General features: G+C 71.9%; 19 protein-coding genes. 13 read left to right on the forward strand and 6 right to left on the reverse strand.

Going from position 1 to position 21,290, the window contains the following annotated elements:
- Positions 1–185: 185 nt before the first annotated feature.
- Positions 186–1,115, reverse strand: a complete 930-nt coding sequence (locus OG736_RS41400; protein WP_327187047.1) for an ADP-ribosylglycohydrolase family protein — start codon at positions 1,113–1,115, stop codon at positions 186–188.
- Between the two features lie 250 nt (positions 1,116–1,365).
- Here OG736_RS41400 and OG736_RS41405 point away from each other — a divergent pair, with 250 nt between their 5' ends.
- On the forward strand, positions 1,366–1,866 hold the full coding sequence (locus OG736_RS41405) for a hypothetical protein (RefSeq protein ID WP_327187048.1): 501 nt from the start codon (positions 1,366–1,368) through the stop codon (positions 1,864–1,866).
- Positions 1,867–1,888: 22 nt separating this feature from the next.
- On the opposite strand, the gene tpg is transcribed toward OG736_RS41405, so the two are convergent.
- Positions 1,889–2,443: a telomere-protecting terminal protein Tpg gene (tpg, locus tag OG736_RS41410; RefSeq protein WP_327187049.1), complete on the reverse strand. Its 555-nt coding sequence runs from the start codon at positions 2,441–2,443 to the stop codon at positions 1,889–1,891.
- A 2-nt stretch (positions 2,444–2,445) separates the two neighbouring features.
- Positions 2,446–4,560 carry a telomere-associated protein Tap gene (gene tap / locus OG736_RS41415; RefSeq protein WP_327187050.1) on the reverse strand — a complete coding sequence of 705 codons (2,115 nt, stop codon included), beginning with the start codon at positions 4,558–4,560 and terminating at the stop codon, positions 2,446–2,448.
- 331 nt (positions 4,561–4,891) lie between these two features.
- Between tap and leuE the strand changes: the two genes are divergently transcribed.
- The 3 genes from leuE (at position 4,892) to OG736_RS41430 (ending at position 7,285) form a co-directional block, all read left to right on the forward strand.
- Positions 4,892–5,542: a leucine efflux protein LeuE gene (gene leuE, locus OG736_RS41420; RefSeq protein WP_327187051.1), complete on the forward strand. Its 651-nt coding sequence runs from the start codon at positions 4,892–4,894 to the stop codon at positions 5,540–5,542.
- Positions 5,543–6,013: 471 nt separating this feature from the next.
- Positions 6,014–6,385, forward strand: coding sequence for an iron chaperone (locus OG736_RS41425; RefSeq protein WP_327187052.1), 372 nt, complete (start codon positions 6,014–6,016; stop codon positions 6,383–6,385).
- A gap of 321 nt (positions 6,386–6,706) precedes the next feature.
- Positions 6,707–7,285 carry a dihydrofolate reductase family protein gene (locus tag OG736_RS41430; RefSeq protein ID WP_327187053.1) on the forward strand — a complete coding sequence of 193 codons (579 nt, stop codon included), beginning with the start codon at positions 6,707–6,709 and terminating at the stop codon, positions 7,283–7,285.
- Positions 7,286–7,365: 80 nt separating this feature from the next.
- Here OG736_RS41430 and OG736_RS41435 read toward each other — a convergent pair whose 3' ends face one another.
- The gene (locus OG736_RS41435) at positions 7,366–8,160 is read right to left on the reverse strand and encodes an SDR family NAD(P)-dependent oxidoreductase (RefSeq protein WP_327187054.1); all 795 of its coding nucleotides are present in this window, start codon (positions 8,158–8,160) and stop codon (positions 7,366–7,368) included.
- Positions 8,161–8,846: 686 nt separating this feature from the next.
- Here OG736_RS41435 and OG736_RS41440 point away from each other — a divergent pair.
- The 7 genes from OG736_RS41440 (at position 8,847) to OG736_RS41470 (ending at position 14,475) form a co-directional block, all read left to right on the forward strand.
- Positions 8,847–10,424 carry an ATP-binding protein gene (locus OG736_RS41440; RefSeq protein WP_327187055.1) on the forward strand — a complete coding sequence of 526 codons (1,578 nt, stop codon included), beginning with the start codon at positions 8,847–8,849 and terminating at the stop codon, positions 10,422–10,424.
- A complete protein-coding gene (locus OG736_RS41445; protein WP_020126464.1) occupies positions 10,421–10,828 on the forward strand; it encodes a roadblock/LC7 domain-containing protein in 408 nt (135 codons plus the stop codon). Before OG736_RS41440 ends, OG736_RS41445 begins: the two co-directional genes overlap by 4 nt.
- The gene (locus OG736_RS41450; RefSeq protein ID WP_314225445.1) at positions 10,825–11,172 is read left to right on the forward strand and encodes a DUF742 domain-containing protein; all 348 of its coding nucleotides are present in this window, start codon (positions 10,825–10,827) and stop codon (positions 11,170–11,172) included. Before OG736_RS41445 ends, OG736_RS41450 begins: the two co-directional genes overlap by 4 nt.
- Positions 11,153–11,779 (forward strand): GTP-binding protein, encoded by a 627-nt coding sequence (locus OG736_RS41455; protein ID WP_403874844.1) that lies wholly within the window; start codon positions 11,153–11,155, stop codon positions 11,777–11,779. The genes OG736_RS41450 and OG736_RS41455 overlap by 20 nt, the downstream gene beginning before the upstream one ends.
- A complete protein-coding gene (locus OG736_RS41460; protein ID WP_327187056.1) occupies positions 11,776–12,993 on the forward strand; it encodes a cytochrome P450 in 1,218 nt (405 codons plus the stop codon). Before OG736_RS41455 ends, OG736_RS41460 begins: the two co-directional genes overlap by 4 nt.
- Before the next feature lie 2 nt (positions 12,994–12,995).
- Complete coding sequence (locus OG736_RS41465; RefSeq protein ID WP_327187057.1) at positions 12,996–14,231, forward strand: cytochrome P450 family protein; 1,236 nt, start codon at positions 12,996–12,998, stop codon at positions 14,229–14,231.
- A gap of 64 nt (positions 14,232–14,295) precedes the next feature.
- Positions 14,296–14,475 (forward strand): hypothetical protein, encoded by a 180-nt coding sequence (locus tag OG736_RS41470; RefSeq protein WP_327187058.1) that lies wholly within the window; start codon positions 14,296–14,298, stop codon positions 14,473–14,475.
- Between the two features lie 137 nt (positions 14,476–14,612).
- Here OG736_RS41470 and OG736_RS41475 read toward each other — a convergent pair whose 3' ends face one another.
- Positions 14,613–15,155 (reverse strand): GNAT family N-acetyltransferase, encoded by a 543-nt coding sequence (locus OG736_RS41475; RefSeq protein WP_327187059.1) that lies wholly within the window; start codon positions 15,153–15,155, stop codon positions 14,613–14,615.
- Positions 15,156–15,300: 145 nt separating this feature from the next.
- Positions 15,301–16,158: a discoidin domain-containing protein gene (locus tag OG736_RS41480; RefSeq protein ID WP_327187060.1), complete on the reverse strand. Its 858-nt coding sequence runs from the start codon at positions 16,156–16,158 to the stop codon at positions 15,301–15,303.
- Between the two features lie 479 nt (positions 16,159–16,637).
- Here OG736_RS41480 and OG736_RS41485 point away from each other — a divergent pair, with 479 nt between their 5' ends.
- Together OG736_RS41485 and OG736_RS41490 are read left to right on the forward strand one after the other, a co-directional pair.
- Positions 16,638–17,591, forward strand: coding sequence for a Ppx/GppA phosphatase family protein (locus OG736_RS41485; protein ID WP_327187061.1), 954 nt, complete (start codon positions 16,638–16,640; stop codon positions 17,589–17,591).
- Between the two features lie 502 nt (positions 17,592–18,093).
- Entirely contained in the window at positions 18,094–21,270 is a 3,177-nt protein-coding gene (locus tag OG736_RS41490) for an AfsR/SARP family transcriptional regulator (RefSeq protein ID WP_327187062.1), read from the forward strand.
- Positions 21,271–21,290: the final 20 nt, after the last annotated feature.

A 21,290-nucleotide genomic window follows, 5' to 3' on the forward strand; every position in this document is an offset into this window, starting at 1 on the left:
CGGCAGCGACTGACCGTCGGAAGGCTGGAGGCGGCATCAGCCGTGGTGCTCTGACGTCAGGGTCGGCCTGCGAGGAGGGTTGGCCTCCGCGTGGCGACCGTAAGACGGCGGAAGAGCACCACGGAGTGGATCGGCGCAGGCGGCCAGGCGTTCGTCCGAGGGACGACTGCTGAGCAAGACCCGGTTCAGCCTCCGAGGCGGTGTGCGAGGTGGAGCAGATCTGCCAGGTGCAGCACCCGTCCGCCGAATCCTGGGAGGGGGACGTGGAGCGGCCGGGTCCAGTGGGCGGGGATTGCGTCCAGCCCGTGGTACGCCCCCGCGAGGCTGCCGGTCACCGCGGCGACGGTGTCCGTGTCACCGCCGAGGTCGATCGCCGCGCGTATCGCGTCTTCGAAGTTGGTGGTGGTGCGCAGGGCCCAGACGGCGGAGCCCAGGCAGGGCCAGACGGCACCGTTGAACTCGGTCGCCTGATCGGGGTGCCAGTCGGGCGCGAGGACGGTGGCGTAGCGGCCGCGGTGGTCGGGGTGGACGAGCGCCAGGATGTCCGGGAGCGCGGTGAGGGGGTCGGTGTCCTCGAGTGTGACGCGGATGAGTTCGTGGAAGATCGCGGTGCCTTCCCAGGCCGCGCGGTCCCCGTGGGTGAGGGCAGCGATGCGGCGGGCCGCGTCCGTGGTGGCTTCTTGGCCGGCGGCCGCGAAGTGGACCGCGGAGGTCGATGCCCGCATCAAGGAGCCGTTTCCCGCTGCTCGTCGGTTGACCTGGAAGTGGATCGCGGCGGCGAGGTCCCAGGGCATGCCGTTGGTCAGGACGTCTTCGGTCTGCAAGCCGATGTCCTTCGGTTCCGATGCTGCCCACTGCTGGAAGCGGGCGAAGACGTCCGGCAGATCCAGTCCGCCCCGCTCCAGCAGCGACTCCGCGACCAGGACGGCCATCTGCGTGTCGTCAGTGGCCTCGCCGGGGTCCCAGCCACCGCCTCCGCACATCTCGCCGCCGGCACCAGGCGCTGGAAACCGCGCGGAGAACGCTCCCTGGGGACCGAACTCGAAGGGACCGCCCAGAGCGTCACCCACCGCTGAGCCGACGACCGCGCCGGCGACCCGCTGCATCCGCTCCATTCGCGCAGGCTATCTGTGCCGCGCCGACGGCCGCGCGGCCCTGTTCCTCATTCCGCTTTCGTGAGACACCCTGGGGCGTCCGGCTCGTGCCGGCCACTCGGCCTGCCGAACAAGGTTCGCGCCGCCCGCGTCAGTGGCCCGCGAGACCCACGAAACGGCTTCGTCCAGGTGATCAATTTCCAAGGGGTGATGCTGCGAGCCGACGGCTACGATCGGGCGTGAGATGCGGGGGCTTCGGGGAGGGCGGCCTGTGGGTGGCATGGCGGGTCTCGGACGTCGGGGGGTGCTCGCGCTCGGAGCGGTGACGCTGCTTGCGGCGTGCACAGCGCATGCGAAGAGCGCGGGTGGCACCAAGGTCCGCACCGACCTGGAGCCTCTGGAACGTAGGTTCGCCGGCCTCGGCCCGCTGTCAGGCGCGCACTGGCTCGGCATCGTACTGGGCGCCGATTCACGGGGATCCGTTCCGGGCCCCACCGATGTACGCCTCGTGGGAACCGCCCAGCTGCGGCGGGGTACCGTTGCCGCCGTCACGGGGGCCTCGCAACAGAGTTTTCAGCCGGCGGCGCCAACTCAACTCCCCGAGGAACTCGCCGAGTTCGTGCCCGAGGATGCGGGGTGGGTTCGGAGTGACTCCTTCGACCATGACATGACGGCCGGGACGTACACCGGTGCGTTCTATCTCGATCCCGGCACGGACACGGTCTACTTCGACACGACCAATCCGAGTGCTCCCGCCGGCTCCGGACCGTGACAGCCCCCTGGGACTCAACGATCTAGAAGGACACGTCGAAGTAGTCGATGTTGTTGAGTTCGACTTCCAGGCCGTCGGCACGGCGGCCGCCGTCCTTGAAGTAGATCTCCTGGAGTCCTTCGGCGACGATGCCGCGCATCTGCGCGTCGCTGGCTCCTTGGTCGCGGGCGTCGAAGAGACGTTGGGCGTAGGACGGGGGAAGGTGGACGGTGAGGCGGCGGAAGCGGCCGTCGTCGGTGGTGCCGACCGGGGCGGTGTAGCCGAACTGCGCGCGGGTCTCGATCGTGATCCCGGTCGTGGCCGCTGCCTGCTTACGGGCACGTTGGCGTACGCGGGGCTGCCAGCGGGCGCGTACGGCGTCGTTGATGCGGTCGGTGATCTCCGCAGGCGGGTTCTTGCGCTCGCCCTTGATGTACCGCTCGACGGACCGCCGGCTGACCCCGACTTCCGCCGCGACGGCGCGGGTGCTGCCGAGCTGTCGCATCAGGTAACCGATCTGTCCCTTGAGGGTCTTGGGCGGCTGCTGGGTGAACGTTTCGCGTGCGGCGCGCTCGAGAGCTTCGTCGATGTCTCCCACGGCTACTCTCCCCCGTCGAACTTGGCGTCATGGCCGTCGCCCTTGATGTGGCGGGCGGGGTTGTGGCCCTGTTCCATCAGGTCGACCGCCCACGCCATGTCCTGCACGCCTTCGACCTTGCAGAGTCCGGGGGTGGAGCCGATGCGGAAGACGCCGGGCAGCGGCTTGCCGGAGGTGCTGTAGGGCAGGAAGTCGAGCGGGCTGCGGCCGGGGGAGGGATATACGACGCAGTCGGAGAGCACGGCCAGCGGGTAAAGGCCCGTCGTCTTCGCCATGTTGAGCATCTTGCGGTGCATGGTGACTCGCGCCTTGCTGATGACGGCGGCCCGGATGTCCGGCCGCCAGGTCGGCCGCTCCAGCGCCGGCCACCGCTCACCGTCGCGGTAGTGGAGTCCCTGCGGCCGTTCACGCAGCTTGCCCACGCCGCCCTTCACGGTCGCCTTGACGGCGGCGAGGACGGCCGCCAGGCCAGGGTCGACCTGCTTGTGCCCCTCCATCGCGGCGAGGAACTGCTCGTCGGTGAGATCGGCGCCGACCCCGAGATCGGCCATGGTGTCGACGTAGGCGGTCTTGAGCCGGTCGTGCCACGGATCCAGGTACGCACCTGTCTCGCGCCGCAGGTACGCCTCCGACGGGGCGACGTTGTAGCCGAGTTCCTGCGCGTAGGCGACGGTGCGGGTCTCGTACCAGGCCGGCCCCGTCGGGTGCTCCCCGGTCGGCGTGAACGGCGAGGGCAGGCGCGGGTCCACCTCGACGTGGGAGAGGTCGACCAGCCAGCACCCGGGGATCTTCGGGTTGAACACCGGCCCGGTGAAGTGCTCGGGCCCGGACAGCCCCACCATGAGCCGGGCCGTGGCGGCGAGGAACGCCGTGTTGATGTCCAGCCCGACCACCCACGGCAGCGCGGCCTCCTCGCCGGTGAGCAGATCGACGTCACGCACCCACTGATACGCCTCCTCGTCCAGGAAGCCGCCCGCCCACCCCTGAGCGACGGGGTGTTCGGCCGGAGCTTCCGGGGGTGCGGGGTCGCAGGGCTCGGTGCCGAGCGAGCCGGGGTTGTACCCGGAGACCCAGCCCCCCGTGGCGCTCTCGCGCACGGCCCGCGTCGGCGGCCGCATGGCGGTCATCAGCTCCAGCCCGGACACGGCGGTCGACCCGCGCGGGGTGATGACCCGCTGGGCGTAGACCCCCAGCACGCGGGCGAGTTCGGTCGGCTCCACGCCCTCCAGGCCCGGCCAGGCGCGCGAGTCGAACGCGTCCCACGGCACAACGGCGAGCTGCACGCACTGCCGCTCGCCTCCCTTGGCCGGACGGTAGACCCGCGCCCACGGCCCGAACCCACGCTGCGTCAGCTTCCACTTCGCCTTGGCGATCTGCTTGAGGACGGGGTGCCCCTCCTCCAGCCGGAGCCCGCGCCGGTCCTCCAGGCGCTCCGGGAGTCCGAGGCGCACGGCGGCCGCCGCGGTCAGCACGACGAGGGGGTCGGCGTCCGTGCCGTACCGGTGCAGCCGGGACGCGCCGAAGCCGGACTCACGCAACGTCCACTCGACGAGCTCGGGGATGGTGGTGGCCGGGCAGTCCAGGACGATTCCGCCGACGCAGTAGGCGGTGCCGTCGCCGTCCAGGACGGCGAGGGGGCCATGAGGGAAGCGCGGGTCGGTGACGGGGGCGGGAGCGGTCGTGCGGGCCGGGCGGCGCGACGTGGCCCGGGGCGCGGTCGGCTGCGGGGGCGCAGCGGGGGCCTGCGCCGGAACTTCGGGCGTGGGGGCGGCCTTCTGGGGGGCGCCGGTGAAGGTCTCCCGAACCGGGACCGCAGCCGGGGCGGCGGCCGGGGCCGGACCGGGTGGGGTCGCAGACGTAGGGGCCGTCTTCGGGTACTTCGCCGCCCACCCCTCCAGCAGCCGCTGGTAGGCCTCGAGTCGCGGCGGGCGCGGTTCGCTGCGGCCGTTCTCCCAGTTCTTCACCGTCTGGGGCGTCGTCTTCAGCACCTGCGCCAGCCGGGTCTGGGTGATGCCGGCCTCCTGGCGCAGCCGCGCCCGCTCCGCCGGGAGCGGCAGCTGCGGCTCCTCCTCGAGCAGCGCGTCCACCGACGCGAACAGCTCTTCCTGGCTCGCCATGTGGTGAGTCACCTCCGCTCGGGACACTAACAGAGTTGGACCTTGAATTTATCCTTTGAATTAACCCGATCGGGTAAGGGTGTCTGACGGCGCATCGGGCCCCGAAGTCAGGAAGGTTCCCGGCCTGCGCCCGCGATGACATCAGGTGGCCGACGGAATCCGTCATCGCGGGCGCGCTGTCCCCTCACGGACCGAGGCCTGGTGCGACGGTGGGGAGAGACCGCCCAAGGCGTCCGGATGTGCGGGGTGGCTGTTGACCTGGGGTGTTGCCGGTCGGGCTGAGGGTGAGCACCCCTCCCGGGTGTCGTACTCGCATGCGACACTGCTGCACATGTTCGGAGTCGTCGACCTTCCCACCTACCTGGCAGGACTCGTCCTGATAGTCCTCCTTCCAGGGCCCAACTCTCTTTACGTCCTGTCCGTCGCCGCCCGGCGCGGCGTACGGGCCGGGTACACGGCCGCGGTCGGAGTGTGGTGCGGGGACACCGTGCTGATGACTCTCTCCGCGGCCGGGGTGGCCTCACTGCTCCAGGCCAATGCTGTGCTCTTCGGGATCGTGAGGTACGCGGGCGCCGGCTATCTGACCTGGCTGGCGGTCGGGATGCTGCGGGCCGCCTGGGGGATGTGGCGCACGCGCCGTGAGCGGGTGCTCGCCGAGGACGGCCCCGCCGCGGTCTCCGTCGAACGGCCCTTCCGGCGGGCGCTGGTCGTCAGCCTGTTCAACCCCAAGGCGATCCTGTTCTTCGTCGCCTTCTTCGTGCAGTTCGTCGACCCGGGGTACGCCTACCCGGCGCTCTCCTTCGTCGTCCTCGGCGTGTTGGCCCAGCTCGCCAGCGTGCTGTACCTCAGTGCCCTGATCTTCGGCGGCACCCGGCTGGCCGGCGCCTTCCGACGTCGCAAGCGGCTGACGGCGGGGGCCACCTCGGCGGCCGGCGTGCTGTTCCTCGGGTTCGCGGTGAAGCTCTCCCTCGCCGGCGCCTGACCCTTGAAGGCGTCGTTGCCGTGCGACACCTGAAGAACCTCCGGGAGGGACCGTGCCGCCCGGCGTGCCGTGTGGCGCGAACGGCACGGTGGCCGCGCCCAGGAGCCGCCGCCCGGGTCGGCCGTCATCGGGCGAAGGACGGGTGGCGGGCCTGTGCTGTGCGGCGGGGCCGCGCGGCATCCGGCGTGGACCCGTGCGTGGGCCGGGGGGCACTGGTTCGGCCCCGCCGACGCCGAAGCGGTGGGAATCCTGCACCTGTTCGGCCCCCACGGCGACCAGGGCGTCGTCCGTACCGGCCCGACAGCGAACGACTGAGAGGCACCCCCTGCCGACCAGGCCGGCAGAGCCGATGGGCAACCGTGCACACCGGGTGGTTTCAGGTACTCCAGACGGCCCCGCCCGCGCTCAGGGAGTGGGCAACGGAGCATTCCGTTGCCGACCACGAAGGGTGGGTGGTGCCACACTGACGCCATGGGGAAGCCGCAGACGATCGATGAGTACATCGAGGGCTTCGCGGGGCAGGGCCGCGAGATGCTCGAGCAGGTACGGGCACTGGCTCTCGAGGCGGTCCCCGCGGCGAGCGAGGCGATCAAGTGGGGCCATCCCGCGTGGGTTCACCCGTCCGGGACGATCCTGTTCATGGTCAGCGGCCACGCGAAGCACGCGAACGTCGTGTTCACCCCCAGCACCCGCGAGGCGTTCGACGCGGACCTCGCCGAATTCGCCACCGGCAAGGGCTCGGTCAAGCTCCCGTACGGCGAGCCCGTGCCGGGCGACCTGCTGCGCCGGATAATCGCGTTCCGCGTGCGCGAGCACGAGGTCGCCGGCGTGCTGTGGATGTGACGGCCGCGGAGGCGACGCGGGACCGCTGACCCGCGGCAGCTGTGAGGCCGGCTATGGAACACCTCAGTAGGCCACGTCCGCGCTCAAGCTGCGGCCGGCTTGCTCCCTTCGTCTCCGTCGGAGGGACGGGGACGGCCTCGGGCACGGGCCTGCCCATTCCCTCGGTCGAGGCGCGCCTTCTCCGGCGTGGTGAGGCCACCGGGGCCGCATCCGGAGCGGCCGGACTCCAGGAGCCCGAGGTCCGAGGGCGATGAGTCTCGCAGCGGTCGTCAGTCTGCATTCCCAGGACGCGATCAACCGCACTCGATCGAGGAGAACATCATGACCGCCACCTACACCTTTGACGTCTTCTCCAGCCTCGACGGCTTCGGCGCCGCCAGTGGCAACTGGACCGGCTACTGGGGCAAGCAGGGCCCCGAGCTTCTCGACCACCGACTCGACCTGTACGCCGAGGAGCAGCGGATGGTCTTCGGGGCCAACACCTATCGGGCGTTCGCACGGATGCTGGCTGCGAGCACCGAGGAGTCCGAGGTGCGTGACCCATGGGTCACGCGGATGAGGAGCCTGCCGGCGACGGTGGTGTCGACCACGCTGGAAGGACCCCTCGACTGGCCGGATGCGAACATCCTCAGCGGCGATGCCGTCGACGTCGTCGCTCGGCTCAAGGAGGAGTCCGAGGTGCCGTTGCGCTCGCACGGCAGCCTGTCGATGAACCGGGCGCTGATGGCCGCCGGTCTGGTCGACCGCGTCCAGGTGACGCTCTTCCCCGTGATCACCGGTCAGACCGGGCTGGACCCGATCTTCCAGGGTGCGGCCGACTTCGACCTCGAGCTGATCGAGCACCGGACGCTCGACGGCCGCACCCAGGAACTCGTCTACCGGCCCGTCCTGCATGTCTGAGCCACGTGTGACGACCAAGGCCGGCGGAGGGGCGCACTGTCCTTTCCCGGCGATGTGCGCCGACCGCCGGCCCCGCGTCGTCAGGGCAGGATCGAGTCGACGTACCCGCCGTCGACCCGCAGGGCCCCGCCCGTCGTGGCCGAAGCCTGGTCGGAGCTGAGGTAGACGACCATGTTGGCGATCTCCTCGGGCTCGATCAGCCGTTGCAGGAGGGACTGAGGCCGGTGCTTCCGCATGAATTCGCGCTGCGCCTCTTCCCAGGGCAGGTCGCGGTCGACGAGTTCGTAGACGAAGTCCTCGATCCCGCCGGTGTGGGTGGGGCCGGCGATGACCGAGTTGACCGTCACCCCCGTGCCCGCCGCCTGCTTCGCGAAGCCGCGGCCGACGGCGAGGAGCGCGGTCTTGGACATGCCGTAGTGGATCATCTCGGCCGGGATGACGACCGCCGAGTCGCTGGCGATGTACTGGATCCGGCCCCAGCCGCGCTCCGTCATGCCCGGAAGGTACAGCCGGGTCAGCCGTACGGCGGCCAGCACGTTCACCTCGAAGTAGCGCCGCCACTCCTCGTCGCTGATCTTCAGGGGGTCGGCGGAGCCGAAGATGCCGAGGTTGTTGACGAGGATGTCCACCTCCGGCAGCGCCTCCAGGACCCGCCGTGCGCCCTCCTCGTTCGCCACATCGGCGGCCACGGGCACGAAGGAGGCCCCGGGCACCTCCGCCGCCAGCCGCGCCACGCCCTCCGCGACCCGCTGCTCGTCTCGGCCGTTCACCCCTACGCGGGCGCCGGAGCGCGCGAGCCCGGCGGCGATCGCCGCGCCGATGCCCTGCGTCGAGCCCGTCACCAGGGCGGTGCGTCCCGCCAGATCGATCTGCATGTGGAACCAGTCCCTTTGCGCGTCTGTCCGTCCGTCCTGCGTGCCGGCACCTCTGCCGTCACCGTCAGCCTGGCGGCAGGGCGATCGACTCGCCACTCCGGCCGATGCCGACGGCCTCGGCTGCGTATGCCCACTCGGCGACGGGGGACACGCGTGTCGGGCTCGTGCCGCACGGGGGAACCCGAGCCCGCGGACGCCCGAGCCGCGGACGAACCCGAGCCGCGGACGCCCGAGCCGAGGGCGAACTCCCTTGACTGCGACCGCTCTCCTGTCGGACCTGTGCCAACGGGCCCGAGTCCCGTAGGCGTTCGCACGGCGCGTACACCTCGCGTACGGGACAGGCCGTGTTCCTCCCGGAGGCACGGGGCGCGGGGCACGCGCCCTGTCTGTCAGCGCCGTCGGCGAGGATTCCGGTCGGGCCCCCGGCCGCGCAGCCCGCACAGCCCGCACAAAGAATCTCTGGTCAGCCGGGGGAGAAGACCGTCGAGTCGGGTCGTCCCGTGGCGACGTCCGGCACCCCTCGATGGCGAGTTTGCGAACTGTGCTGGTCGAACACTGTTCGGCGTGATCGAAACTCTCGTATAGTGACGCCCGGTTGATCACCGACTACAGACTTCTGTGCACTATCTGCCCCTTAGGACAACACAAGGGTCGCGTTCCCGAGCGGCCACCCGAGGACCTGAGCGATGACCGCGCCCGCCCCTTCCGGCGACCGATCCACCATCCGTTCGCTGCTGCCCCTGCCCCTGTTGACCGCCGCCCTGTCCGCCCTTGCCGTCGTATGGGCCGTCACGTCCGTACCCGAGTCGGCACAGGCGCTCGTGGGCTGCGGCGGCGCCATCGCCGCGGTGCTGCTGTGCGTGGCCGTCACCGTCGCCGTACAGGCGCGCCGCGCCGCGCGCTCCGTACGAGTCGCGCTGCGGACGGCGACCGCCGAGGCCGAGCGGGCCGCCCAGGAGCGCGACCTCCAGGCGGAACGCTGGCGCCGCGAACACCAACGGCACACCGACGCCACCGCACACGAACGAGCCCGGCTCGCCGAGGAGTTCACCAGGGAACGCGCCGTGCGCGCCCAGGAGGCGGAGGCCGAACGAGCCCGGCTCGCGGCCGAGGTGCGCAGGCTCTCCGGGCAACTCGACCGCGCTCTCGGCGACCGCGACACCGCGATCGCCGCGACCGCCAACGCCGCGGCCCGGATGCAGGCACTGGCCACCGGCACCCTGGCCGACCTGCGCGCCATGGAGGAACGGCACAGCGACGAGGACGTCCTCGCCGACCTGCTGCACCTGGACCACCGCACCGCCCAGGCCGGCCGGCTCGCCGACTCCGTCGCCGTCCTCACCGGCGCACGTTCGGGACGCCGTTGGGCGCGCCCCATCTCGATGGAGTCCGTTCTGCGCGGCGCCATGGGCCGGATCAGCGGATACCAGCGCATCCGCCTGCACTCCGTCAGCGACACCGCGGTGGCCGGACACGCGGCCGAGGGTGTGATGCACGCGCTCGCCGAAGTGCTGGACAACGCCGCCAACTTCTCGCCTCCCAACGCCGAGGTGCACGTCTACGTCGAGGAAGTGCCGGCCGGCGCCATCGTCTCGGTGGAGGACAGCGGCCTCGTCATGAGCGACGTCCAGCTGCGCCGCGCGGAACAGGCCGTCTCCGGCGACGCGGGCGGACTCGGCGGGCTCACCGGCACCAGGCTCGGCCTCGCCGTGGTGGGACGTCTTTCGCGCAAGCACGGCATGAAGGTGTCCTTCCGGCCCTCCGCCCGGGGCGGCACGGGTGTGCTCATGCTGATCCCCCAGGACATCCTCACCACGGCGCCGTCCCCGGTACGACGTCCGGCGGACCCGCCCGCGCGCAGCACCCCGACGCGTTCCCCGCAGTCGGGCCCCGGCGCGCCCGCTCCCGCCGAAGCCGCCACGCCCCCGGAGCAGGTCCCGCCGCAGGCGACCGGTGCCGACGCCCCGCAAACCGCCGACGGACTGCCCAAGCGCCGGCGCGGCCGCACCCTGGCCGCCGCCGAGAGCGCACGCGCCGCCGCCCAGAGCGCCGAGCGCCGCACGGACCCGCCCGAGGACATCCGCGTCCGAGCCAACCGCTTCGGCGCCTTCCGCCAGGCGGTGCGCGCCGCCCCGGCGGAGCGCACGGGCGGGCACCCGCTGCCGGCCGCCCCCGACGACTCGCACACCACGCCGTCCCCGCAGACCGAGACGGCGCCCGGCAGTCCCACCCCCTCGCACCCGGAAGGCGACACCACCTCATGACCGGCACGACGACCGCCGACGAGAAGCTCACCTGGCTCATAGAAGGGCTCCTCGAGCGCACACCGGGGGCCCGGCACGCGCTCGTGCTCTCCCGCGACGGGCTGAAGCTGTGCCGTACCCCGGAACTGACGGTCGACCAGGCCGACCAGCTCGCCGCCATCGCCGCCGGCATCCAGTCGCTGTCGCACGGCGCCTCGGTCGAGTTCGGCGACGGCAGCGGAGGCGTGCGTTCCTCGATGACCGAGTTCTACGGCGGAACGCTGTTCATCGTGGAGGCCGGTGAAGGCGCGCACCTGGCCGTGGTCACCACCGAGGAGGCCGAACCCGGACTCGTCGGGCACAACATGAGCGAGCTGGTGGAACAGCTCGGCGAGCACCTGACGGCCCCGCCTCGCACGGCGTGAAGCGCCCAGGCAGGGACGACGCGCCCGACCGGCTCTACACCCTCACCGGGGGACGCAGCCGCTCGGGGCCCGACAGTCCCTTCGACCTGGTGACGCTGGTGGTGGCCGAGAGCGACCCCACCGTCGGCATGCAGTCCGAGCACGCGGCGGTCCTCAGGCTGACGCAGGCGCCCACCGCCGTGGTGGAGGTCGCCGCCGAACTGGGTCTTCCCGTGAGCATCACCAAGATCCTGTTGTCCGACCTGCTCGCCGCCGGCCGGGTCAGCGCCCGCCACCCCCGCAATTCCGCCCTTCCCGATCCCGACGTCTTGGAGCAGGTGCTCGTTGGACTCCGCAACCTCTGACGTGCGCACCCCCCTGGGTGCCACCGCCGACAACGGTCTGAAGATCGTCGTCGTGGGCGGCTTCGGCGTCGGAAAGACGACCATGGTCCGTTCGGTCAGCGAGATCCGTCCCCTCAACACCGAGGAGACGATGACGAGAGCCGGCGAGACGGTCGACGACATCAGCGAGATCCGCGGGAAGACCGCGACCACCGTGGCCTTCGACTTCGGCCGGATCACCCTCGACGAGCGCAACGTGCTGTACCTCTTCGGCGCGCCCGGCCAGGAACGCTTCTGGTTCCTGTGGGACCGGCTGTTCTCCGGCACCCTCGGCGCGGTCGTCCTGGTCGACACCCGGCGCATCGACGACTCCTGGTACGCCATCGACCGCCTGGAGCGCCACGGCACGCCGTTCATCGTGGCCTGCAACGACTTCGGCGGCGCCCGCCACGCGCACAGCGACGTCCGCGAGGCCCTCGACCTCGATCCGCAGGTGCCCCTGATCGACTGCGACGCCCGTACCCGGGAGTCCAGCAAGCAGGTCCTCATCACGCTCGTCCAGCACATCCAGAGCCGGTACGCCGGGCAGAGGGCCCACGCCGCCGCTTCACCACGGGAGTTCGTGTGAGCACCGACGCCGTTCCGCTCAGCGGACCGCGCTTCCAGACCGACCCCGCCCGGCTGTACCGGGAGATGCGCACGCAGCACGGCGCCGTCACCCCCGTCGAGCTGGACGGCGGAGTCCCGGCCTGGCTCGTCCTCGGCTACCGCGAACTGCATCAGGTCACGGGCGACCCCGTCCTGTTCAGCCGCGACTCGGAGTTGTGGAACCAGTGGGACACGATCCCCGGCGACTGGCCCCTGCTGCCGATGATCGGCCGCAAGCAGCCGTCGATCCTCTACACGGTCGGTGAGCGGCACCGCGAGCGGGCCGCCATGATCAGCAACGCGCTGGAGGCGAGCGATCCGACCCGGCTGCGCCGCCACGCCGAGCGGTTCGCCGACGAGCTGATCGACGCCCTGTGCGCCGAGGGAACGGCCGATCTCGTCGGCCAGTACGCCATGCTGCTGCCCGTACGCGTGCTGGCGCGGCTGTACGGCTTCTCCGACGAGGACGGCCCGGGCCTGGTCACCGCGCTCAACGACATGATCGACGGCCGGGAGCGCGCTCTCGCCGGACAGAGCCATCTGGCCTCCTCGATGGGCGAGTTGCTCGCCGCCCGCCGGGCCGCGCCCGCCGACGACGTCGTCTCCCGCATGCTGGCCGACCCCGGTGGCTTCACCGACGAGGAGATCGCCCAGGACCTGATGGTGATGATGGCGGCCGGACACCAGCCCACCGCCGACTGGATCGGCAACTCGCTGCGGCTGATGCTCACCGACGGTCGTTTCGCCGCCTCGCTCTTCGGCGGCCGCAACAGCGTCGCGGAGGCGATGAACGAGGTGCTCTGGGAGGACACGCCCACCCAGAACGTGGCCGGCCGCTGGGCGTCGCGGGACACCCACCTCGGCGGCCAGCACATCCGGGCCGGAGATCTGCTCCTCCTCGGCCTCCAGGCAGCCAACTCCGACCCCCAGGTGCGTCCCGTCGGAAACGAACTCACCGGCGGCAACAGCGCCCACTTCTCCTTCGGCCACGGCGAGCACCGCTGCCCGTTCCCGGCCCAGGAGGTCGCCGAGGTCATCGCCCGGACGGGGATCGAGGTCGTCCTGGACCGGCTGCCCGACATCGATCTCGACGTTCCGGCCGAGTCCCTGACCCGTCGCCCGTCGCCCTGGCTGCGCGGGCTGACGGAACTGCCCGTGCGGTTCACCCCCACCCCTGCCCTGGGAGGCAACTGATCATGACGTCCGGAACCGAAGAGCTGCGGATTCCCCTGGATCCGTTCGTCACCGACCTGGACGGGGAGAGCGCCGAGCTGCGGGCGGCGGGACCGCTGGCCGCGGTCGAGCTGCCCGGCGGGGTCCCGGTGTGGGCGGTCACCCGGCACGCCGAGGCCAAGGCGCTGCTGACGGACCCCCGGCTGGTCAAGGACATCGACGTGTGGGGCGCCTGGCAGCGCGGCGAGATCCCGCCCGACTGGCCCCTGATCGGCCTGGCGAACCCCGGCCGCTCCATGCTGACCGTGGACGGCGCCGACCACCGCAGGATGCGCGGGCTCGTCGCCCAGGCCCTCACCCCGCGCCGGGTGGAGGCGATGCGGGAGCGGATCACGGAACTCACCGGACGCCTGCTGGACCGGCTGCCCACCGACGCCGAAGTCGTCGACCTCAAGGCGGAGTTCGCCTACCCACTGCCGATGTACGTCGTCGCCGACCTCATGGGCATCGAGGAGAGCCGGCTGCCGCGGCTGAAGGTGCTGTTCGAGAAGTTCTTCTCCACGCAGACCCCGCCCGCGGAGGTCGTCGCCACTCTCGTCGAGCTGGCCGGGATCATGGCCGAGACCGTCGCCGCCAAGCGTGCCGAGCCCGGTGACGACCTGACCAGCGCGCTCGTCCTGGCCTCGGAGGACGGTGACCGGCTCACCGACGAGGAGATCGTCTCCACCCTCCAGCTCATGGTCGCCGCCGGCCACGAGACCACCATCTCCCTGATCGTCAACGCCGTCGTCAACCTCTCCGTCCACCCCGAGCAGCGGGCGCTGGTGCTGTCGGGCGCGGCGGACTGGTCCGCGGTGATCGAGGAGACCCTCCGCTGGTCGACGCCGACGTCGCACGTGCTGATCCGGTTCGCGACCGAGGACGTGCCGGTCGGCGACCGGGTCATCCCGGCGGGCGACGCGCTCATCGTGTCCTACGGCGCGATAGGCCGCGACGAAGAGGCGCACGGCGCCTCGGCCGGCGACTTCGACATCACCCGCGAGACCCGCACCCGCCACATCTCCTTCGGCCACGGCCCGCACGTCTGCCCCGGCGCAGCCCTGTCCCGTCTGGAGGCGGGCGTGGCGCTGCCCGCGCTGTACGCCCGCTTCCCCGGGCTGGACCTGGCGGTGGCCCCGTCGGCCCTGCGCAACAAGCCGGTGGTGACCCAGAACGACCTCTTCGAACTCCCCGTACGGCTCACCTCCTCGACCGCCTGACGCGCTTGCGAGCGCCACTTCCAGGCCCGTGCATCCGTACGGCCGTGATGCGAGGAAGAACCAGGTGACGCGCTCCCGTCCCGTGACCCCCCGAGCCGGGACGGGAGCCGTCCCGCCGAGGCCGGTCACCCTCGACGAACGCTTCGGCGAGGCGTGCCGGCCCACGGTGACGGAGTCCCGCCCGGCGAACATCCATCGGCCGGACCGGGTCAGCCACGTGATGGCGGAGTGCTTCCAGCCGTAGACGGGATCTGAGCCGGAGAAGCACCTCGCGCGGACTCGGACTCGCAAGATCTCCGTCCCGGTCGGTCGTCGGCGGCAGTCATGCCTCGGGCCGTCCCTGTCTGCTCCGCGGGCCGCACTTGGCGGTCGGTCGGCGATCTAGACCTTCGCTTCCTGCTTCCAGTCCTGGGCGAGGAGCCCGAGCAACACCTCGTCCAGGAACTCGCCCATCACCCAGGCCGAGGAGCGCAGCACGCCCTCGCGGACGAAGCCGTTGCGCTCGGCCGATCGCAGCATCGCGGAGTTGTCCGACAGCGTCTCGATCTGCAGCCGCTGCAGGCCCCGCACGACGAAACCGTAGTGGCACAGCACCGCGACCACATCGGTGCCGTAGCCCTTGCCGCGGGCGGACGGCAGCAGTCCGAGGCCGATGTGCGCGGCCCGGTTGTGGTTGTCGATGCCCCACAGCGTCGCGGTTCCGACCAGAGTGCCGCCCTCCAGCTCCACCACGGAGAACTTGACGCTTCCCTGTTCCTTGTCGTCCACCACGAGCCGCGGATCCTTCGAGCCGGGCGTGGTCGGCCGCCACGGCCCGCTTTCGGCCCGCGAGGAGTTGACCACGTCGTCGTAGAGCTCGGTCCGCAGGATCGGGATGTCGTCCTCGTGCCGGGCCCTGAGCCCGACCTTGTCGCCTTTGAGCATGCGAGCTTCTTATCCGCCCGGACCGGCCGGCGGCAAACCATTAAGCATGCCGAGGCCGTCGCGTGGGCGCGGTCCGTGGCGCGGTGTTCTCGCGTGCCCGTACGAGGAGAAGAACCGGTGAAGTGGCGGCGCCTGTCGCCTGGTTCTACCGAATGCGGATTTCGGCGAGTTGGAGGCGGTAGCGGGTCCTTTCATCCGAGGCGGGCGTGCCGAGCCTGCTCGCTCGGAGCCGGAGGTGGCGGCCGGTGGTGGAGGTGTGGGTGTAGGTCTGGGCGGCACCGTCGGGGTTGACCTGGCCGGTGACGGTGCGGGCGGTGGTGTAGGCGGTGGCGCCGTCGGCGCGGGTCTGGAGGGTGAAGTCGACGGGGAATCCGGCGGTGTCGCCGCCGGTCGTGGTGGTGTCGGTACGGGGGTGGAGGGTGACGGAGCCGATCGCCCGGTCGGCGCCGAGGTCGATCTCGACCCAGACCGGCGTCGCGCTGATGTCGGCGGAGTCGAAGTCGACGCTGGTGTAGCCCTTGGCCCCGGTCACGCTGACGACCGTGCCGTCCAGCACCCGGGTCTTGCCCCAGTCGCCGTTCTCCAGTGTGTAGTTGCTGGTGACGGTGGTGGAGGCCACGGGGACGGTGAGCTCGGCGAGCTGGAGGCGGTACTTGGTGGTCTCGTCGGTGGGAGGCAGGCCGAGCTTGGTGGCCTGCAGGCGCACATCGCGGGCGGTGGTGGTCCTGAAGCCGTACGTCTGCGGGAGCCCGGCCGGGTCGGGCTCGGCGGTGACGGTGCGGACGGTGGTGTAGGTGGTGGCGCCGTCGGCACGGGTCTGGACGGTGAAGTCGACGGGGAAGCCTGCCGTACCGCCGCCGGCGGCGGGCGTGTCGGTGCGGGGGAAGAGGCGTACGGTGTCGAGGTCGGTGTCGGCCCCGAGGTCGATCTCGACCCAGACCGGGGTCGTACCGACGTCGGGGGAGCTGAACTCGTTGCTGGTGTAGCCCTTGGCTCCGGACACGCTGGTGAGGACGCCGTCGGTGAGCCGTGGCGACCGGAGCGCCACGACGAACGGCCGACATCGCACAGCGCCCCACGGCCCGATGCCGGCAGGGCACCGAGCGGCTGACGCAACCTGCCAAGTGCAGGTCGAGAACGTCGGCCCGCGCCGGCCGTGATGCTGACCCCGGAGCCGGAGCCGGAGCCGGAGCCGGAGCCGGAGCCGGAGCCGGAGCCGTGCGCGGCGACGCGGATTCCCGGCGCCCGGACGTCAGTCCCGCGCGCTCATTTCGGCGGCCCTCGGGGCGGTGGCCGCGGTCCGGGTGAGGAGCCGTCCGGACCCGGACCCGGTCGTCGACGACAGCCTGGGCCAGAGGATGCACGGGTGGTGACGGTATGCTCACGCGGTGGGCCGGAATTCCCGTCGCGCCGGCGAAGGGGCTGTCGGAGGATCGGAGAAGGCCGGTCCGGCCGGGCGCGAGGCCAGAAGGAGGCGATGGGATGCGGCAGGCGAGTGTGCTCGATGTCGGGTGCCACAGTGCTCTGCTGACAGTGGTGCGGGGGCGCCCGGGTGCGGAGCTGGAGCCGGTGTTCTCCCGCAAGGTGCGCCTGAGCCTGCACGAGACCCTCGACCGCAAGGGGCGGCTGGACAAGGCCGGGGTGAAGAGCGTCGAGCGGGCCGTGGCCGAGGCTGTCGACGCCGACCCGCGGCTGCGCGGACAGGACGTGTTCGCGTTCGCGACCTCCGTCATCCGGGACGCGCCCAACTGCGACGAGATCATCGCGCGCGTGGCACGGACCACGGGCACCCGGCTGCGCGTGCTGGCCGGCGAGGAGGAGGCGCGGCTGGCCTACGTGGCCGCCCGTCGATGGGCAGGCCCGACGGCCGGACAGCTGCTGGTCCTGGACATCGGGGGCGGCACCGTGGAGATCGCCTCCGGCAGCGGAGAGCAGCCCGGCGTCGTCCACTCGCTGCCGCTGGGCGCCCGCAGGATCACCCGGGACTGGCTTCCCGGCGGCACCGCGCCGTCCCAGCGCCGCCTGGCCGAGATCCGGCAGCACCTGCGCCGGTCCCTGGAAAGTCTCCCAGGCCTGCCGCAGGCCGAACCGGGCGGGCGAGTACTGGCCTGCTCCAAGACCTTCGAACAGCTCGCCCGGCTCGCCGCCGCCCGGAGCAAGGCGCCGCGAGCCGGACGGCGACTGGCGCTGCCTCAACTGCGCACATCCGTCTCCCTGTTGGCCGACGCGGGACCGTCCCGTCGTGCCAAGCTGCCGGGCATCTCCCGGCACCGCGCCGAACAGTCCCTGGCCGGAGCCCTGATCGCACAGGTCCTCATGGAGGCCTGCGGGGTCAAGAGCGTCGAGATCTGCCCCTGGTCCACCCGTGAAGGACTGCTGCTCGAACGCCTCGGCGTCCCTTCCACGCCCGCCGGGCGCCCCCGCTTCGTCGCCTGAACCCGACGGGCGTCGAGAGCGCCGGCGCCCGGGACCATCACGGGGTGGCCGCCATGAACGGGCATGGGTCAATGGGGGTCCAGTTCGCCGTCCGCAGGACCTCGACGGCCTCGGCGGTAATGAAGCCGCGTTCGAGCAGGGCGGGACCGGAGCGACGACGACCGCATACTCGCTGAACGCGGAGACCGTCAGAGTTCGCCCGCCGGGCCGGCAGTGTCGTCGAACCCGACGCCGGCCACCACCCGTTCCTGTCCCGGCCCGCCGCGGTCCGGGATCTGCTGCTGAGCCTTTGACGGCAGCCGCGCACGAGCCGAGCCGGTGATCCGAGGGCGTGGAGGCCGTCGCCTCGATGGGGGGGGGGCGACCGACCCGACCCGGCCCGTCCGCGCGGCTGCACGGTGCGCCTTCGCTTTACTGGGGGCGCCAGTTGGGTGATGCTGACCCGGCGTTGGAGGGATGATCGACACCGCAGGAGCGGGTCGGTCCGGAGGGGGAGACCGCCGTGGTGCGCGTAGTGCTGCTTGGACCGATCCAGGTGTACGCCGACGATGTGACGCCGGTCGGGGTGGGTGGCGTCCGGCTGCGGATGCTGCTCGCCAGGCTCGCCCTCGAAGAGGGCCGGACGGTGTCGGTCGACTCCCTCGTCGACGGCCTGTGGGGGGAGGAGCCGCCCGCCGACGCGGCCAACGCGCTGCAGGCGCTGGTGTCCCGGCTGCGCAGGGCGCTGCGCGGGTCCGCGTCGGTGGAGTCCGCGTCCGGCGGCTACCGGCTCTCGGTGCGGGCCGAGGACGTGGACGTCCACCGCTTCGAGGATCTGACCGCCCGGGGCAGGCGGGAACTCGCGGCCGGGCGGGCCGGCGAGGCGGCCTCGCTGTTCGGAACGGCGCTCGGGCTGTGGCAGGGCGCGGCGCTCGCCGATGTGCTGGACGCTCCGTTCGCCGGGCCTGTCGCGACCCGGCTCGACGATCTGCGGACCGCCGCGGCCGAGGACCGCTGCGATGCCGAGCTACGGCTCGGACGATACGGAGAGGTGCTGGCGGACCTCGAAGCGGCCGGTGCCGAGCGGCCGTTGAGCGAGCGGGTCGCCGGGCTGCGGCTGCGCGCGCTGTCCGCGGCCGGACGGCAGTCCGATGCCCTCGCGGTGTACGAGGCGATACGTGAGCGGCTCGACGACGAACTCGGCGTCGTCCCCTCGGCCGAGCTGCGGGAGATCCATCTGGCCCTGCTGCGAGGCGAGTTGGAGACGCCCGCCGAGCGGGCCGAGGCAGCCACCAGCCGCCTTCCAGGCAGGCTGACCAGCTTCGTCGGCCGTGACGAGGAACTGAGCCGACTCGGCCGGCAGTTGGCCCACAGCCGGCTCGTCACCATCGTCGGCCCCGGTGGCGCGGGCAAGACCCGCCTCTCCTTCGAAGCGGCCACCAGGGACAGCGCCCACGCGCGCGGCCGGGTCTGGTTCGTGCCGCTCGCCGGGGTGAGCGCACCGGACCAGCTGGCCGACGCGGTGCTCGGCGCCCTCAGCTCGACCGACGGTCGCCTCTACGACGCCGGCCAGGGGCAGCGGGACACCCCGGTCGAGCGTGTGGCCGGCCTCCTCGGCAGTGGCGACGCCCTGCTCCTGCTCGACAACTGCGAGCACCTCGTCGACGCGGCCGCGGAACTCGCCGCCGAACTCCTGTATCAACTGCCGGAGTTGCGGATCCTCGCCACCAGCCGCGAGGCCCTCGCCATCACCGGCGAATCCCTGTGCCACCTCGGCCCCCTCGACGTACCGACGGGATCGCCGGAGCCCGCCGAGGCCGCGCAGTCGCCAGCCGTCCGCCTCTTCGTCGAGCGGGCCGCCGGAGTCCGGCCGGACTTCACGCTCGACGACATGACCCTCGACGCCGTGGTCGAGGTCTGCCGACGGCTCGACGGCATGCCACTGGCCCTCGAGCTGGCCGCGGCGAAGCTCCGCTCGATGAGCGTCGAGCAGATCGCGCGTCGCCTCGACGACCGCTTCCGCCTCCTCGCCTCGGGCAGCCGCACCGCCCTGCCCCGCCAGCGCACCCTGCTCGCGCTCGTCGAGTGGAGCTGGGACCTGCTCGACGAACCCGAGCGGATCCTCGCCCGCAGACTGTCGGCGTTCCCGGGCGGCGCGACCGTCTCGGCGCTCGAAGCCGTGTGCGCCGACCCGTCGCTCCCGGCGGCCGACATCCCGTACGTCCTGGACGCCCTGGTCGAGAAATCACTGGTCGACCATCCTGACGACGGGGTGGGCGAGCCGCGCTACCGCATGCTCGAGACGGTACGCGCGTACGCCGCGAGGCAGCTTGCCGACGCCGAATCCGGGGACGCCCTCACCAAGCGCTATGCCGCGTACTTCCTGGCCCTCGCGGAAGAACACGAACCCCGCCTCCGTACGGGCGAACAGCTGCGTGCGATCGAGGTCTTCGACGCCGAACACGACAACCTCGTCCTCGCGCTCCGCCTGGTCGGCGACGCTCGGGACGCGAGCCTGGCCGCACGCTTCGCCGGGGCGATGTTCTGGTACTGGGGGATCAGGGGGATGGGCACCCTGCTCGACACGTATCGGGCGGAGGTCACTGGGCCGGATGCCACAGAGGCACAGGAAGCCGTACGGGCACGGGATTCCGTACAGGTAGGGGTCGGTGAACGTCCGGCCGTCGGGGGTGAGTCGGCGACGGCGCGGGAGTTCCACCCGGCCGCACTCCTCCTGCGGATGTCCCAGGTCTCCTTCCCAGCCGGGGCGTCGGGGCCGGCCGGAACCGCGGACCGGAGTGCTCTCGACTCGCCCGATCCCTGGGTGCGCGCCAGCGCTCACCTGGCGCGGGACTTCGCCCTCACCGAACAGGGTGATCTGATCACCGGCGCAGAGTCCCGGATCGAGGCCCTGCGCGGCTTCGAGGAGGTGGGCGACCGCTGGGGGCTCGTGATGAGCCTGCTCCCGATCGGCCGCGACCACTCCCTGCGCGGCGAATACCCCCAGGCGATCGCCACCTTCGAACGAACCGTGGCACTCAGCTCCGAACTCGGCACCGAGGACTACCTCTACCTCAGCAAGGCCCGGCTCGCCCGCGAACGGCGGCGCAGCGGCGACCTGGCAGGCGCCTTACGTGATCTGCGCGCCGCCCACCGGCAGGCCCGCGAGCACGGACAGCTGCGCCTGGAGGCCAACATCCTCGTGGGCCTGGCCAATGTGTACCGCAGGGCCGGTGACCTGGCGCAGTCCGACGCGACCCTCGACCGTCTCGAGGCGCTGAGCGCCCGGCGCCCCTCCCTCAGGGAACTGGCCCGCGACCTGATCGTCAGCACCCGTGTCGAGAATCGTCTCGCAGAGGGGGACGCGGTGCGGGCCAGGGCCCTGCTGCCCGAGGCGGCCGGCGCCCTGTTCGGTCAGGGGGCGGGCGCGGCGCTCGCCTGGGTGGCCGAACTGCTCGGCGGGCTCAGGGCATTGGAGGGCGCTCCGGAAGAGGGCGCCAGGTCGCTCGGCATGAGCCAGGTGATGCGCGGCGCCTTCGACCGGGGCGAGCCCGAGTGGCGCGAGCTGATCGACCGCATCGTGGCGACGCTGGGCGAGGACGGCTTCGAGAAGGCGTACGAGGACGGGGCCGCGTACTCCCGTGAGGCCGCGCTGCGGTGGCTGGAGGCGGAGACCTTGCGGGCGGTGGCGCGGAACTGACGAGGCGCGCGGTCGTCATG

This window comes from Streptomyces sp. NBC_01334 (assembly GCF_035983595.1).
GTDB classification, from domain to species: Bacteria; Actinomycetota; Actinomycetes; order Streptomycetales; family Streptomycetaceae; genus Streptomyces; species Streptomyces coriariae.

Excerpts from the sequence above, each read along its gene's own strand:
- OG736_RS41475 (WP_327187059.1), bottom strand. The coding sequence starts at position 15,155 with ATGCTCAAAGGCGACAAGGTCGGGCTCAGGGCCCGGCACGAGGACGAC.
- OG736_RS41425 (WP_327187052.1), top strand. The coding sequence starts at position 6,014 with ATGGGGAAGCCGCAGACGATCGATGAGTACATCGAGGGCTTCGCGGGG.
- OG736_RS41465 (WP_327187057.1), top strand. The coding sequence starts at position 12,996 with ATGACGTCCGGAACCGAAGAGCTGCGGATTCCCCTGGATCCGTTCGTC.
- OG736_RS41485 (WP_327187061.1), top strand. The coding sequence starts at position 16,638 with ATGCGGCAGGCGAGTGTGCTCGATGTCGGGTGCCACAGTGCTCTGCTG.
- OG736_RS41435 (WP_327187054.1), bottom strand. The coding sequence starts at position 8,160 with ATGCAGATCGATCTGGCGGGACGCACCGCCCTGGTGACGGGCTCGACG.
- OG736_RS41445 (WP_020126464.1), top strand. The coding sequence starts at position 10,421 with ATGACCGGCACGACGACCGCCGACGAGAAGCTCACCTGGCTCATAGAA.
- OG736_RS41430 (WP_327187053.1), top strand. The coding sequence starts at position 6,707 with ATGACCGCCACCTACACCTTTGACGTCTTCTCCAGCCTCGACGGCTTC.
- tap (WP_327187050.1), bottom strand. The coding sequence starts at position 4,560 with ATGGCGAGCCAGGAAGAGCTGTTCGCGTCGGTGGACGCGCTGCTCGAG.
- OG736_RS41400 (WP_327187047.1), bottom strand. The coding sequence starts at position 1,115 with ATGGAGCGGATGCAGCGGGTCGCCGGCGCGGTCGTCGGCTCAGCGGTG.
- leuE (WP_327187051.1), top strand. The coding sequence starts at position 4,892 with ATGTTCGGAGTCGTCGACCTTCCCACCTACCTGGCAGGACTCGTCCTG.
- OG736_RS41440 (WP_327187055.1), top strand. The coding sequence starts at position 8,847 with ATGACCGCGCCCGCCCCTTCCGGCGACCGATCCACCATCCGTTCGCTG.